General features: G+C 61.0%; 9 protein-coding genes. All 9 read left to right on the top strand.

The window, feature by feature from the left end:
• The first annotated feature begins 138 nt into the window (after positions 1-138).
• The 9 genes from L2I46_RS11710 to bamB all read left to right on the top strand — a co-directional run bounded on the left by L2I46_RS11710 (position 139) and on the right by bamB (position 15085).
• Entirely contained in the window at positions 139-5088 is a 4950-nt protein-coding gene (locus L2I46_RS11710) for an alpha-2-macroglobulin family protein (protein ID WP_236947882.1), read from the top strand.
• Complete coding sequence (gene pbpC, locus L2I46_RS11705; RefSeq protein ID WP_236947881.1) at positions 5089-7413, top strand: peptidoglycan glycosyltransferase PbpC; 2325 nt, start codon at positions 5089-5091, stop codon at positions 7411-7413.
• 160 nt (positions 7414-7573) lie between these two features.
• Positions 7574-8005 carry a nucleoside-diphosphate kinase gene (gene ndk, locus L2I46_RS11700; protein ID WP_004144312.1) on the top strand — a complete coding sequence of 144 codons (432 nt, stop codon included), beginning with the start codon at positions 7574-7576 and terminating at the stop codon, positions 8003-8005.
• Between the two features lie 289 nt (positions 8006-8294).
• Complete coding sequence (locus tag L2I46_RS11695) at positions 8295-9461, top strand: bifunctional tRNA (adenosine(37)-C2)-methyltransferase TrmG/ribosomal RNA large subunit methyltransferase RlmN (protein ID WP_236947880.1); 1167 nt, start codon at positions 8295-8297, stop codon at positions 9459-9461.
• 276 nt (positions 9462-9737) lie between these two features.
• On the top strand, positions 9738-10727 hold the full coding sequence (gene rodZ, locus L2I46_RS11690) for a cytoskeleton protein RodZ (RefSeq protein WP_049013894.1): 990 nt from the start codon (positions 9738-9740) through the stop codon (positions 10725-10727).
• Positions 10728-10753: 26 nt separating this feature from the next.
• Positions 10754-11875: a flavodoxin-dependent (E)-4-hydroxy-3-methylbut-2-enyl-diphosphate synthase gene (gene ispG / locus L2I46_RS11685; RefSeq protein WP_004201890.1), complete on the top strand. Its 1122-nt coding sequence runs from the start codon at positions 10754-10756 to the stop codon at positions 11873-11875.
• A gap of 91 nt (positions 11876-11966) precedes the next feature.
• Entirely contained in the window at positions 11967-13241 is a 1275-nt protein-coding gene (gene hisS / locus L2I46_RS11680; RefSeq protein ID WP_012540880.1) for a histidine--tRNA ligase, read from the top strand.
• Between the two features lie 34 nt (positions 13242-13275).
• The gene (locus L2I46_RS11675) at positions 13276-13896 is read left to right on the top strand and encodes a YfgM family protein (protein WP_023290633.1); all 621 of its coding nucleotides are present in this window, start codon (positions 13276-13278) and stop codon (positions 13894-13896) included.
• Between the two features lie 10 nt (positions 13897-13906).
• Complete coding sequence (gene bamB / locus L2I46_RS11670; RefSeq protein ID WP_023290632.1) at positions 13907-15085, top strand: outer membrane protein assembly factor BamB; 1179 nt, start codon at positions 13907-13909, stop codon at positions 15083-15085.
• Positions 15086-15120 lie beyond the last annotated feature (35 nt).

Below are 15120 nucleotides of genomic sequence, written 5' to 3'. Positions count from 1 at the left end.
GCCAGAGTGGGGACGACGTCACGGCACTTTTCTGATTAATCGGCAGAAACCCGCGTCATCACTGTTGAGAAGCGCCGCCTTAACGCATAATAAAAAGTGATAATTTGCATCAGGCCCACCGGCCGAGGGGTTAGAAGGATGAAACCATTTCGTTTAGCGGCGCTGTCACTGGCGCTCCTTACCGCATTTTCATTAACCGGGTGTGATGACAGCGGTACACCGCAGGCTACGGCCCCGACGCCGGCCGCCGATAGCGGCCCTGGCGCGGCGGCAAAACCGGACAGCGCCCAGCTGGCGGCGCTGGCGGAAAAAAGCCAGGGCAAAGCGCTGACGCTGCTCGACGCCTCGGAGGTGCAGCTGGATGGCGCCGCGACCCTGGTGCTGACCTTTTCCGTACCGCTGCAGCCGGACCAGGATTTCTCCCGCAGCGTGCACCTGGTGGATAAGAAGAGCGGTAAGGTAGATGGCGCGTGGGAGCTGGCGCCGAACCTGAAAGAGCTGCGTCTGCGTCACCTTGAGCCAAAGCGCGAGCTGATTGTCTCGGTCGACCCGACGCTGACCGCCCTGAACAAGGCGACGCTCGATAAACCGTTCGAGAAGACCCTGACTACCCGCGATATCGCGCCAAGCGTCGGATTTGCCAGCCGCGGCTCGCTGCTGCCGGGCAACGTGATCGCCGGGCTGCCGGTGATGGCGCTGAACGTCGATAACGTCGACGTGAACTTCTTCCGCATTAAGCCGGAATCGCTCTCGGCCTTCGTCAGCCAGTGGGAATACCGCAATTCATTAAGCAACTGGGAATCCGACGAGCTGCTGAAGATGGCCGATCTGGTATACAGCGGCCGCTTTGACCTCAATCCGGCGCGCAATACCCGCGAAAAGCTGCTGCTGCCGCTGAGCGACATCAAGCCGCTCCAGCAGCCTGGCGTCTACGTGGCGGTCATGAACCCGGCGGGTCATTATAGCTACAGCAACGCGGCGACGCTGTTTACCCTTAGCGACATCGGCGTGTCGGCGCATCGCTACCACAACCGGCTGGACGTCTTTACCCAGAGCCTGGAAAACGGCGCCGCCCAGTCTGGTATCGATGTCCAGCTGCTCAACGCCAAAGGGCAGACCCTGGCGCAGGCGAAAAGCGATAGCCAGGGCCACGTCACCCTGCAAACCGATAAAGAAGCCGCGCTGCTGCTGGCGCGCAAAGAGGGACAGACCACGCTGCTCGACCTCAAACTGCCGGCGCTGGATCTGGCGGAGTTCTCCATTGCCGGCGCGCCTGGCTTCAGCAAACAGTTCTTTATGTTTGGCCCACGGGATCTCTATCGTCCGGGCGAAACGGTGATCCTCAATGCGCTGCTGCGCGATAGCGACGGCAAGCCGCTGGCGGAACAGCCGGTGAAGCTGGAGGTGGTCCAGCCGGATGGCCAGGTGATCCGCTCGGTGATGAGCAAACCGGTTAACGGCCTGTACCAGTTTACTTATCCGCTCGACAGCGGCGCGGCCACCGGAATGTGGCACATTCGTGCCAGCACCGGCGACAACCAGCCCCGCGAGTGGGATTTCCACGTCGAAGACTTTATGCCGGAACGCATGGCGCTGAAGCTGACGCCGCAGGCGGCGCCTGTCGCGCCGAATGCCGATGTCGCCTTTGACGTCAGCGGCGCTTATCTCTACGGCGCGCCGGCCAGCGGCAACCCGCTGCAGGGCAAACTGTTCCTGCGCCCGCTGCGCGACGCCGTCGCCGCGCTGCCGGGCTTTGAGTTCGGCGATATCGCAGAAGAAAATCTCTCCCGCAGCCTTGATGAAGTCCAGCTGACGCTGGATGAAAAAGGCCATGGCGAAGTGACCACCTCCAGCCAGTGGCAGGATAGCCATTCGCCGCTGCAGGTGGTGTTGCAGGCGAGCCTGCTGGAGTCCGGTGGGCGTCCGGTCACCCGTACGGTTAAGCAGCCGATCTGGCCTGCCGAGGCGCTGCCGGGGATCCGCCCGCAATTTACCCTGAAGGACGTTTACGACTACCGCACCGACACCACGGTGAAGCAGCCGGTGGTGGATGAAAACAGCAACGCCGCGTTCGATATCGTCTATGCCGACGCCAAAGGCGAGAAAAAAGCCGTTTCCGGCCTGCAGGTGCGACTGATCCGCGAGCGCCGGGATTATTACTGGAGCTGGTCCGATAGCGAAGGCTGGCAGTCGCAGTTCGATCAAAAAGATCTGCAGGAGGGCGAGGAGTCGCTGGATCTGCAGGCCGGCCAGATCGGTAAAGTGAGCTTTCCGGTTGAGTGGGGCTCCTATCGCCTGGAGGTGAAAGGACCGGACGATGTCGTCAGCAGCGTGCGCTTCTGGGCGGGCTACAGCTGGCAGGATAACAGCGAAGGCACCGGCGCAGCGCGCCCGGACCGGGTCACCATGAAGCTGGATAAACCGAGCTATAAGCCGGGCGACACCATCAGGCTGCACATCGCCGCCCCGGCGGCGGGTAAAGGCTACGCGATGGTGGAATCCAGCGAAGGGCCGCTGTGGTGGCAGGAGATTGACGTACCCGCCGAGGGGATGGACCTGTCGATCCCGGTGGATAACGCCTGGAATCGCCACGACCTCTACCTCAGCACGCTGGTGGTTCGCCCCGGCGATAAATCCCGCTCGGCGACGCCGAAACGCGCGGTGGGCCTGCTGCATCTGCCGCTGGGCGATGAAAACCGTCGCCTGACGCTGGCGCTGGAGGCCCCGGATAAAATGCGCCCCAACCAGCCGCTGACGGTGAAAGTGAAAGCCAGCGTCAAAGAGGGAGAGGCGCCGAAGCAGGTTAACGTTCTGCTCTCGGCTGTCGATAGCGGGGTGCTGAATATTACCGATTACGCCACCCCGGATCCGTGGAACGCCTTCTTCGGCCAGAAACGTTATGGGGCGGATATTTATGATATTTACGGGCAGGTGATTGAAGGGCAGGGGCGTGTGGCCAGTCTGCGCTTCGGCGGCGATGGCGACGAGTTAAAACGTGGCGGTAAACCGCCGGTTAACCATGTGACCATCATCGCCCAGCAGGCGCAGCCGGTGGTGCTGAACGATCAGGGCGAAGGGACGGTGACGCTGCCGATCGGTGATTTTAACGGCGAGCTGCGGGTGATGGCTCAGGCCTGGACGGCGGATGACTTCGGCAGCAGCGAAGATAAAGTGGTGGTGGCCGCCCCGGTCATCGCCGAGCTGAATACCCCGCGCTTCCTCGCCAGCGGCGACACCACCCGTCTGGCGCTGGATCTCAGTAACCTGACCGATAAACCGCAAACTCTGCAGGTACACCTTGCCGCCAGCGGACTGGTGACCTTGACCGAGGGTCAACTGCCGTCGGTGCAGCTGGCGCCGGGGGCGCGCAGCACGCTGTTTGTGCCGGTGAGCGCGCTGCCGGGCTTTGGCGATGGCCAGGTGAGCGCCACTATCAGCGGCCTGAGCCTGCCGGGGGAAACCTTCGCCCCGCTGCAGAAGCAGTGGAAAATCGGCGTTCGTCCGGCGTTCCCGGCGCAGACCGTTAACAGCGGCGCCGTGCTGCAGCCCGGCGAAAGCTGGCAGGCGCCGGCGGCGCAATCGGCAGGTTTCGCCCCGCAGACGCTGCAGGGCCAGCTGCTGCTCAGCGGCAAGCCGCCGCTGAATCTCGCGCGCTATATCCGCGACCTGAAAGCCTATCCTTACGGCTGCCTTGAGCAGACCGCCAGCGGCCTGTTCCCGTCCCTGTATACCAGCGCGGCGCAGCTAAAAGCGCTGGGCATCAGCGGGGACAGCGACGAAAAACGTCGCGCGGCAATCGATGTCGGGATCTCGCGCCTGCTGCAGATGCAACTGGAAAACGGCGGCTTTGCGCTATGGGATAAAGAGGGGCCGGAAGAGTACTGGCTGACGGCTTACGCCATGGATTTCCTTGTTCGCGCGGGCGAGCAGGGCTATAGCGTACCGGTCAACGCCATTAATAAAGGTAACGAACGCCTGCTGCGCTATCTTCAGGAGCCGGGGCTGATGACCGTGCGCTACAGCGACGACGCCCAGGCCAGCCGCTTTGCCGCTCAGGCCTATGCCGCACTGGTGCTGGCGCGTCAGCAAAAAGCCCCGCTCGGCGCATTGCGTGAAATCTGGAGCCGTCACGACCAGGCGCGATCCGGCCTGCCGCTGCTGCAGCTCGGCATTGCGCTGAAAACCATGGGCGATGCGCCGCGCGGCGATGAGGCCATGAAGCTGGCGGTTGCCACGCCGCGCCATGATGAGAATCGCTGGCTGGGCGATTACGGCAGCTCGCTTCGCGATGACGCGCTGAAGCTGGCGCTGCTGGAAGAGAACAAGCTGCTGCCGGAGGCGCAAAACACGCTGTTGAGCACGCTGTCGGAAGAGGCCTACGGCCAGCGCTGGCTGTCGACCCAGGAAACCAACGCTCTGTTCCTTGCCGGGCGCACGCTGGCCGACCTGCCGGGCGACTGGCAGGCGCAAACCTCGCTGCAGGCCGAGCCGCTCGCTGGCGATAAAGCGCAAACCCGTAACCTCGACGGCGATCGGCTGGCGACGTTGCAGGTGAGCAATACCGGCAGTCAACCGCTGTGGCTGCGTCTGGACAGCAGCGGCTATCCGCAAAGCGCGCCGCAGCCGGGCGGCAACGTCCTGGGGATTGAACGCGCCGTTTTCGATACCCAGGGTCGGCAGAAGTCGCTGTCGTCGCTGCGCAGCGGCGAACTGGTGCTGGTCAAGCTGGAGGTGACCGCCAGACGCAACGTGCCTGACGCGCTGGTGGTTGACCTGCTGCCGGCGGGTCTCGAGCTGGAAAACCAGAATCTGGCCAACAGTAGCGCCAGCCTGCAGGAGAATGGCGAAGCGGTGCAAAACCTTCTTAACCAGATGCAGCAGGCCGATATTCAGCATATCGAGTTCCGCGACGACCGCTTCGTCGCCGCTGTCGCGGTCAATGAAGGTCAGCCGGTGACGCTGGTCTACCTGGCGCGGGCGGTCACGCCGGGCACCTACCAGGTCCCGCAGCCGCAGGTGGAATCGATGTATGTGCCGCGGTGGCGGGCGACCGGGACCGCCAGCGGTCCGCTCATCGTGACGCCGTAAATGCGCGTAGTGCATCGGGTAAAACGCCGCTGGCGCTGGCTGGCGGCGTTTATTTTTCTGCTGTGGCTGGCGGTTCTGACCGCCGATCGCCTGTGGCCGCTGCCGCTGCATGACGTCACGCCTGCCCGGGTGGTCGTGGCGGAGGACGGGACCCCCCTGTGGCGGTTTGCCGACGCGCAGGGCGTCTGGCGTTATCCGGTGACTCTCGCCGACGTGTCGCCGCGCTATCTGCAGGCGCTTATTCAGTATGAGGACCGCTGGTTCTGGCGCCATCCGGGGGTCAATCCCTTCGCTGTAGTGCGCGCCGCCTGGCAGGATCTCACCTCCGGGCGGGTCATTTCCGGCGGCAGTACCCTCACCATGCAGGTGGCGCGCCTGCTCGATCCCCACCCCCGCACTTTCGGCGGCAAGCTGCGCCAGCTGTGGCGGGCGCTGCAGCTGGAGTGGCATCTGTCAAAGAGCGAAATCCTGACCCTGTATCTGAATCGTGCGCCCTTTGGCGGCACCCTGCAGGGGATCGGCGCGGCCAGTTGGGCTTATCTCGGCAAGCCGCCCGCGCAGCTCAGCTACGGCGAGGCGGCGCTGCTGGCGGTGCTGCCCCAGGCGCCCAGCCGTTTACGTCCGGACCGCTGGCCGCAGCGGGCCCAGGCGGCGCGGGATAAAGTCCTTGCGCGCATGGTCAGCCAGGGCGTCTGGCCGAGGCTGGCGGTAAAGGAGGCGATGGAGGAGCCGGTGTGGCTGTTTCCGCGGCAGATGCCGCAGCTGGCGCCGCTCTTCGCCCGCCGGACGCTGGCGACCAGTCGTGAGGAAAAAGTGGTGACGACCCTCGATGCCGGACTGCAGCGGCAGCTCGAGGATCTGGCGCTGAACTGGAAGTCGCGCCTGCCGCCGCGCAGTTCGCTGGCGATGGTTGTCGTCGACCACACGGATATGAAAGTCCGCGGCTGGGTGGGGTCGGCGGATATTACGGACGACAGTCGCTTTGGCCACATTGATATGGCGTCGGCGGTCCGTTCGCCTGGGTCGGTGCTGAAACCCTTTATTTATGCGCTGGCGATGGATGAAGGGCTGATCCATCCGGCGTCGTTATTGCAGGATGTGCCGCGGCGCTTTAGCGATTATCGCCCCGGTAACTTTGACAGCGGCTTTCACGGCCCGGTGAGCGCCAGCGACGCGCTGGTGCGCTCCCTGAATCTGCCGGCGGTCCAGGTGCTCGAAGCCTACGGGCCCAAACGTTTCGCGGCGAATTTGCGCAATGCCGGGTTGCCCCTGATGCTGCCCGCCGGCGCCGAGCCGAATCTGTCGTTGATCCTCGGCGGCGCCGGGGCGAGGCTGGAAGATATCGTCGCGGCGTACAGCGCCTTTGCCCGCCACGGGAAGGCGGCGCGGCTGCGCATGACGCCCGGAGACCCGCTGGTGGAAAGGGCGCTGATATCCCCGGGGGCGGCGTGGATCGTCCGGCGCATCCTGGCCGGCGAAGCGCAGCCGGTTCCCGATGCCTCACTCCCACAAGTAGTGCCGCTGGCCTGGAAGACCGGCACCAGCTACGGGTATCGCGATGCGTGGGCGGTGGGCCTCAATGCGCGTTATCTGATTGGCATCTGGACCGGGCGTCCGGACGGTACGCCGGTGGTGGGGCAGTTTGGCTTCGCCAGCGCGGTGCCGTTGCTCAATCAGGTCAATAATCTGCTGCTCGCCCGCCCGGCGATGAGCCGCGGCGGCCTGCCGGTCGATCCGCGACCGGCAACGGTCAGCCGCGGGACGCTCTGCTGGCCCGGCGGCCAGGCGCTGCCGGCGGGCGACAGCAACTGCCGTCGTCGCCTGGCCAGCTGGCTGCTGGAAGACAGCCAGCCGCCGACCCTGCTGTTGCCGGGGCAGGAGGGCGTGCGCGGGATCCGCTTCCCGGTGTGGCGCAATGAACACGGCGAACGGGTGGCGGCGGATTGTCCCGGGGCGCGCGAAAGTGTGGTGGAGGTCTGGCCGCTGCCGCTGGATCCCTGGCTACCGCCGGGGGAACGTCGCTCCGCGCGTCTGGGGCCGGCATCGAAGGCATGCCCGCCGTTGCAAACTCAGGATGCCGCGCCGCTGGTGCTCTCCGGGATTCGCGAGGGGGCGGTGATTAAACGTCTGCCGGGGGAGGCGCGGGTGATGTTGCCCCTGCAAACCAGCGGTGGTGAAGGGCGGCGCTGGTGGTTTATCAACGGCCAGCCGATAGATGCCGCCGGCGCGAGAACCACGCTAACTCTGGATAAGCCCGGTGAGTGGCAGCTGGTGGTGATGGATGAGGCAGGACAAACGGCGGCCGCGCGTTTTACCCTGCAATAACCAGGGTAAATTTGTTGTTGGCGGTTTGTGTTTTCAATACTCATCTTATTTTAACAAAATGTTACCTTCAGCCGTAGGCAGGGGCGGGGATGCTCATTATAATGCGCGCCAGGCCATACGATCGTATGCGCAACAACAGAACATTTAATTAGAGGTAATCATGGCTATTGAACGTACTTTTTCCATCATCAAACCAAACGCGGTGGCAAAAAACGTTATTGGCAGCATCTTTTCCCGCTTTGAAGCTGCAGGGTTCAAAATCGTCGGCACCAAAATGCTGCACCTGACCGTAGAGCAGGCTCGTGGTTTCTATGCTGAACACGAAGGTCGCCCGTTCTTCGACGGTCTGGTTGAGTTCATGACCTCCGGCCCGATCGTGGTTTCCGTCCTGGAAGGCGAAAACGCCGTTCAGCGTCACCGTGACCTGCTGGGCGCCACCAACCCGGCAAACGCCCTGGCGGGTACCCTGCGCGCTGACTACGCTGACAGCTTCACCGAGAACGGCACCCACGGTTCCGACTCTGTAGAATCCGCTGCACGCGAAATCGCGTTCTTCTTTGCTGAAGGCGAGGTTTGCCCACGCACTCGCTAATCCTCGTCGTCTTTTCGACCGTCGCGGCGTTGGCTACGCGCGTTCACCCCGGTCACATAGTTATCTATGCTCCCGGGGATTCACTTGCTTGCCGCCTTGCGACAATCGAAAAGCCATAGAGGATTATGTACGCAGTAACAGATTTTTTATCATTGCTTTGTGCAAACGTGGCAATGATCCGCCAGAATTTGTAGAATATAGCGCCCCTGGACGAGCTGTCGCTCTCCGGGGCGTTTCTTTTTCAACCCACCTGGGGCCATAACGTGTAATAACGAGGCCGGAAAACATTATGTCTGAACAAATTGTCACGCCTGATACCGCCGCTCTGACGGTGCCGAACAAAGATGCCAAAATCAACCTGCTGGATTTAAACCGTCAGCAGATGCGCGAGTTTTTCAAAAACATGGGCGAGAAGCCTTTCCGCGCCGATCAGGTGATGAAATGGATGTATCACTACTGCTGCGACGACTTTGATGAGATGACTGACATCAACAAAGTCCTGCGCAGTAAACTGAAAGAAGTGGCGGAGATCCGCGCCCCGGAAGTGGTTGAAGAGCAACGCTCAACCGACGGGACCATTAAATGGGCGATTGCCGTTGGCGATCAGCGCGTCGAGACCGTCTATATCCCGGAAGAAGACCGCGCCACCCTGTGCGTCTCCTCCCAGGTAGGCTGCGCGCTGGAGTGTAAATTCTGCTCCACCGCCCAGCAGGGCTTTAACCGCAACCTGCGGGTTTCCGAAATTATCGGCCAGGTCTGGCGCGCGGCGAAAATCGTCGGCGCGGTGAAGACCACCGGCGTACGTCCGATCACCAACGTGGTGATGATGGGCATGGGCGAGCCGCTGCTGAACCTCAACAATGTCGTTCCGGCAATGGAAATCATGCTCGACGATTTCGGCTTTGGCCTCTCCAAACGTCGCGTCACCCTGTCGACTTCCGGCGTGGTGCCGGCGCTGGATAAACTCGGCGATATGATCGACGTCGCGCTGGCCATCTCCCTGCACGCGCCGAACGACACCATTCGTGACGAAATCGTCCCGATCAACAAAAAGTACAACATCGAGACCTTCCTCAACTCGGTGCGCAGCTATATTTCGAAGTCCAACGCCAACCAGGGCCGGGTGACCATCGAGTACGTGATGCTGGATCATGTCAACGACGGCACCGAGCACGCCCACGAACTGGCGGCGCTGCTGAAAGATACGCCGTGCAAGATCAACCTGATCCCATGGAACCCGTTCCCGGGCGCGCCGTATGGCCGCAGCTCCAACAGCCGCATCGACCGTTTCTCCAAAGTCCTGATGGAGTACGGCTTTACGACCATCGTGCGTAAAACGCGCGGCGACGATATCGATGCCGCCTGCGGTCAGCTGGCGGGCGACGTCATCGACCGTACCAAGCGCACGCTGCGTAAGCGGATGCAGGGCGAAGCGATTGACGTAAAAGCGGTCTGACAAATGATGGCCCGTGCAGCGCAGGCGGCACGGGTCATATTTATGACCAATAGCCAGGCGAAATACGCTGATTCGGTTAATAATTACGGTGCGTTTTTGTCGACTTTGAGGCAGTATGTAGCGGCACAACAACCGCTTAGCATTCAATTTTGATTCGTCTCTGTGATCGCGCGGCTGACAGTCCTATACTGTGAGGCTGACATACCACAGATGTCCCGCGGCGCCGGCTTTTTCCCGCGCTGAACTTTAAATTTCACGTACCAGTAGTTGTAGCGAATGAATACTGAAGCCACTCAAGATCATCAAGAAGCAAACACCACGGGCGCGCGTCTGCGTCACGCCCGCGAACAACTCGGACTTAGCCAGCAAGCGGTGGCAGAACGCTTATGCCTGAAGGTGTCCACGGTTCGTGATATTGAAGACGATAAGGCGCCTGCCGACCTCGCTTCCACCTTCCTGCGCGGGTACATCCGCTCCTATGCTCGCCTCGTACATATCCCGGAAGACGAGCTGCTGCCGATGATGGCTAAGCAAGCGCCCATCCGCGCGGCGAAAGTCGCGCCAATGCAGAGCTTCTCTTTAGGTAAACGTCGCAAAAAACGCGACGGCTGGCTGATGAGCTTCACCTGGCTGGTGCTGTTTGTGGTTATCGGCCTGAGCGGCGCCTGGTGGTGGCAAGACCATAAGGCGCAGCAGGAAGAGATCTCCACCATGGCCGATCAGTCTTCCGCTGAGCTGAACAGCGGCGACACCAGCAGCCAGAGCGTGCCGCTGGATACCAGCGCCCCGGCAGCCCCGACCGCCGATAGCGCTGCGAACAGCGCGCCAACCGATACCGCCAGCGCCCCGACCACCAGCGCCCCGGCCCAGACGCCGGCGGACAATAACGCCGTTGTCGCGCCTTCCCAGGCCAATGTCGATACCGCAGGCGCGGCGCCGACGGCGCCGGCTACCCCGGCCTCGCCATTGCCGACCGATCAGGCGAACGTGACGAACCCGGCGGCGGCGCAGGATCTGGTGATGAACTTTTCCGCCGATTGCTGGCTGGAAGTGAGCGATGCCACCGGCAAAAAACTGTTCAGCGGCCTGCAGCGTAAAGGCGGCAACCTGAACCTGAGCGGTCAGGCGCCGTATAAGCTGAAAATTGGCGCCCCGGCTGCGGTAGAGATCCAGTATCTGGGCAAGCCTGTCGATTTAAGTCGTTTTATCAGAACTAACCAGGTTGCGCGTCTGACCCTTAATGCCGAATCATCACCGGCGCAGTAACAGACGGGTAACGCGGGAGATTTTTCATGCATAACCAGGCTCCGATTCAACGTAGAAAATCTAAACGTATTTACGTTGGTAATGTGCCAATTGGCGATGGGGCTCCCATCGCCGTTCAGTCAATGACTAATACGCGCACCACTGATGTGGCGGCAACCGTAAATCAAATCAAAGCGTTAGAGCGCGTGGGCGCGGATATTGTCCGCGTCTCTGTTCCGACGATGGACGCCGCCGAGGCGTTCAAACTGATCAAACAGCAGGTCAACGTCCCGCTGGTCGCCGATATCCACTTTGACTACCGTATTGCGCTGAAAGTCGCGGAATACGGCGTCGACTGCCTGCGTATCAACCCGGGCAACATCGGCAACGAAGAGCGCATCCGCATGGTCGTAGATTGCGCGCGCGATAAAAATATCCCGATCCGCATCGGCGTTAACGCCGGCTCGCTGGAAAAAGATCTGCAGGAAAAATATGGCGAGCCGACGCCGCAGGCGCTGCTCGAATCCGCCATGCGCCACGTCGATCATCTCGATCGCCTCAATTTCGATCAGTTTAAAGTCAGCGTTAAAGCCTCCGACGTCTTCCTGGCGGTAGAGTCTTATCGCCTGCTGGCGAAACAGATCGATCAACCGCTGCACCTCGGGATCACCGAAGCGGGCGGCGCGCGCAGCGGCGCGGTGAAATCGGCGATCGGTCTTGGGCTGCTGTTGTCCGAAGGGATCGGCGATACGCTGCGCGTCTCGCTGGCGGCGGATCCGGTGGAGGAGATCAAGGTCGGCTTCGATATCCTCAAATCGCTGCGTATTCGTTCCCGCGGTATTAATTTCATCGCCTGCCCGACCTGTTCGCGTCAGGAGTTTGACGTTATCGGGACGGTGAACGCCCTGGAGCAACGTCTGGAAGATATCATCACTCCGATGGATGTTTCGATCATCGGCTGCGTGGTGAACGGCCCGGGCGAAGCGCTGGTTTCCACCCTCGGCGTGACCGGCGGCAACAAGAAAAGCGGCCTGTATGAAGACGGCGTGCGTAAAGATCGCCTGGACAACAACGACATGATCGACCAGCTGGAAGCGCGGATCCGCGCCAAAGCCTCGATGCTCGATGAAGCCCGTCGGATTGACGTTCAACAGCTTGAAGCAAAATAACGTGTTGGGAAGCGATACGCTTCCCGTGTATGATTGAACCTGCGGGCGCGAGGCGCCGGGGTTCATTTTTGTATATATAAAGAGAATAAACGTGGCAAAGAACATTCAAGCCATCCGTGGCATGAACGATTATCTGCCGGGCGAAACCGCTCTCTGGCAGCGCATTGAAGGCTCACTGAAGCAGGTGCTCGGTAGCTACGGTTACAGCGAAATCCGTTTGCCGATTGTAGAGCAGACCCCGTTATTCAAACGCGCGATCGGCGAAGTGACCGACGTGGTTGAAAAAGAGATGTACACCTTTGAGGACCGCAACGGCGACAGCCTGACGCTGCGTCCGGAAGGGACGGCGGGCTGCGTACGAGCCGGCATCGAACATGGTCTGCTGTACAATCAAGAACAGCGCCTGTGGTACGTCGGGCCGATGTTCCGCCACGAGCGTCCGCAGAAAGGCCGTTACCGCCAGTTCCATCAGATCGGCGCTGAAGTTTTCGGCCTGCAGGGGCCGGACATCGATGCGGAGCTGATCATGCTGACCGCGCGCTGGTGGCGTGAGCTGGGCATCTCCGATCATGTCAGCCTTGAGCTGAACTCCATCGGTTCTCTTGAAGCCCGCGCCAACTACCGCGACGCGCTGGTGGCTTATCTCGAGCAGTTTACCGATAAGCTTGATGAAGACAGCAAACGCCGGATGTATACCAATCCGCTGCGGGTGCTGGACTCCAAAAACCCGGACGTGCAGGCGCTGCTGAACGACGCGCCGGCGCTCGGCGATTATCTCGACGAAGAGTCGAAAGCCCACTTTGCCGGCCTGTGCGCGTTGCTTGACGATGCCGGGATCCGCTATACCGTCAACCAGCGCCTGGTGCGCGGCCTCGACTACTATAACCGCACCGTGTTTGAGTGGGTGACCACCAGCCTCGGTTCTCAGGGCACCGTCTGCGCCGGCGGCCGCTACGACGGCCTGGTTGAGCAGCTTGGCGGTCGTGCCACCCCGGGCGTGGGCTTCGCCATGGGTCTGGAACGTCTTGTTTTACTGGTCCAGGCAGTGAATCCGGAATTTAAAGCCGATCCTGTTGTCGATATATACCTGGTAGCCTCCGGGACCGATACTCAGTCCGCCGCCATGCGTCTGGCTGAGCAGGTTCGCGATGCGCTGCCCGGCGTGAAACTGATGACCAACCACGGCGGCGGCAACTTTAAGAAGCAGTTCGCCCGTGCCGATAAATGGGGCGCACGTATCGCCCTGGTGGTGGGTGAGTCAGAGATCGCTGACGGAAACGTGGTAGTGAAGGATTTACGCTCAGGTGAGCAAACTACCGTAACGCAGGAGAGCGTTGCCGCGCATTTGCGCACACTTCTGGGTTAATCTCCCGGGAATTATTAGTCAGGAGAAGGACTGCGTGGAAACTTTTAACAACGAGAACGATCAGGTCGATGCGCTGAAGCGCTTCTTTGCCGAAAACGGCAAAGCGCTGGCGGTCGGGGTGATTTTAGGGATTGGCGCGCTGGTTGGCTGGCGCTACTGGACCTCCCATCAGCAGGATACCGCCAGAGACGCGTCGCTGGCTTACGAAAAGGCGACTTCCGCGCTGAAATCAAATACGCCAGACGTGCTGTCAGGGGCGGAGAAGTTCGCGGCTGACAATAAAAATACCTACGGCGCCTTCGCCTCTCTCGAGCTGGCACAGCATTTTGTTGAACAGAACGATCTGCCGAACGCCGAAAAGCAGCTTCAGCAGGGGCTGGCGGCCGCGTCTGATGATAACCTGAAATCGGTTATCAGTATGCGTCTTGCCCGCGTTCAGCTGCAGATGAAGCAGGCTGATGCGGCGCTGAAAACCCTCGACAGCATTAAAGGCGAAGGTTGGACCGCGATTGTGGCTGATTTGCGCGGCGAAATTCTGTTGAGCAAAGGCGATAAGCAAGGGGCCCGTGCGGCGTGGGAAGCTGGCGTGAAAAGCGATGCTTCTCCTGCGCTCAGCGAAATGATGCGTATGAAAATGAATAATTTGTCCATCTGAGAGGGACTCGATGCAATTGCGTAAATTACTTTTGCCAGGGCTGCTTTCCGTTACCTTGCTGAGCGGGTGTTCGCTGTTTAATAGCGAAGAAGATGTGGTGAAAATGTCACCGCTGCCGACGGTAGAAAACCAGTTTACGCCGTCCACGTCCTGGAGCACCTCGGTTGGCGATGGTATCGGCGAATTTTACTCTAACCTTCATCCGGCCTTCGCCGACGGCGTAGTCTATGCCGCTGACCGTAAAGGCACCGTCAAAGCGCTGAGCGCTGACGACGGCAAAGAGGTGTGGTCGGTGAATCTGGCGGAGAAAGATGGCTGGTTCTCGCGCACCCCGGCGCTGCTTTCCGGCGGTGTGACCGTCTCGGGCGGCCATGTTTATATCGGCAGTGAGAAAGCGCAGCTGTATGCGCTGAATACCAGCGATGGTACCGTGGCCTGGCAAACCCGCGTCGCCGGCGAAGCGCTGTCGCGCCCGGTGGTGAGCGATGGCATGGTGCTGGTCCACACCAGTAACGGCCAGCTGCAGGCGCTGAATGAGACCGATGGCGCCGTGAAGTGGACGGTTAACCTGGATATGCCTGCGCTCTCCCTGCGCGGCGAATCCGCTCCGGCCACCGCCTACGGCGCGGCGATCGTGGGCGGCGACAATGGCCGCGTCAGCGCGGTATTGATGCAGCAGGGGCAGATGATTTGGCAGCAGCGTATTTCCACGGCCACCGGGCCGACGGAAATCGACCGTCTGAGCGACGTCGACACCACGCCGATTATCGTCAACGGCGTTGTCTATGCGCTGGCTTACAACGGTAACCTGACCGCGCTGGATCTGCGCAGCGGCCAGATTATGTGGAAACGCGAGCTGGGTTCGGTGAATGATTTTATCGTCGATGGCAACCGTATCTATCTGGTTGACCAGAATGACCGCCTGCTGGCGCTGACTACCGATGGCGGCGTGACCCTGTGGACACAAAGCGATCTGCTGCACCGTTTGCTGACCGCGCCGGTGTTGTATAATGGCAATCTGGTGGTCGGCGATAGCGAAGGCTATATGCACTGGGTGAACCCGGAAGATGGCCATTTTGTGGCGCAGCAGAAAGTGGACAGCTCCGGTTTCCTGACCGACCCGGTTGTGGCCGATGGTCGACTGCTGATCCAGGCGAAAGACGGTACGCTGTACGCGATTACGCGTTAATTACCGCTGTCGTGAGTGATTAAGAAACGGCCCCT

It is taken from the genome of Klebsiella sp. 2019SCSN059, from assembly GCF_021739525.1.
Classification (GTDB): Bacteria; Pseudomonadota; Gammaproteobacteria; order Enterobacterales; family Enterobacteriaceae; genus Klebsiella; species Klebsiella quasipneumoniae.
The sequence above is the reverse complement of the archived record's forward strand: the minus strand, read 5'-3'. Positions and strand labels throughout refer to the sequence as shown.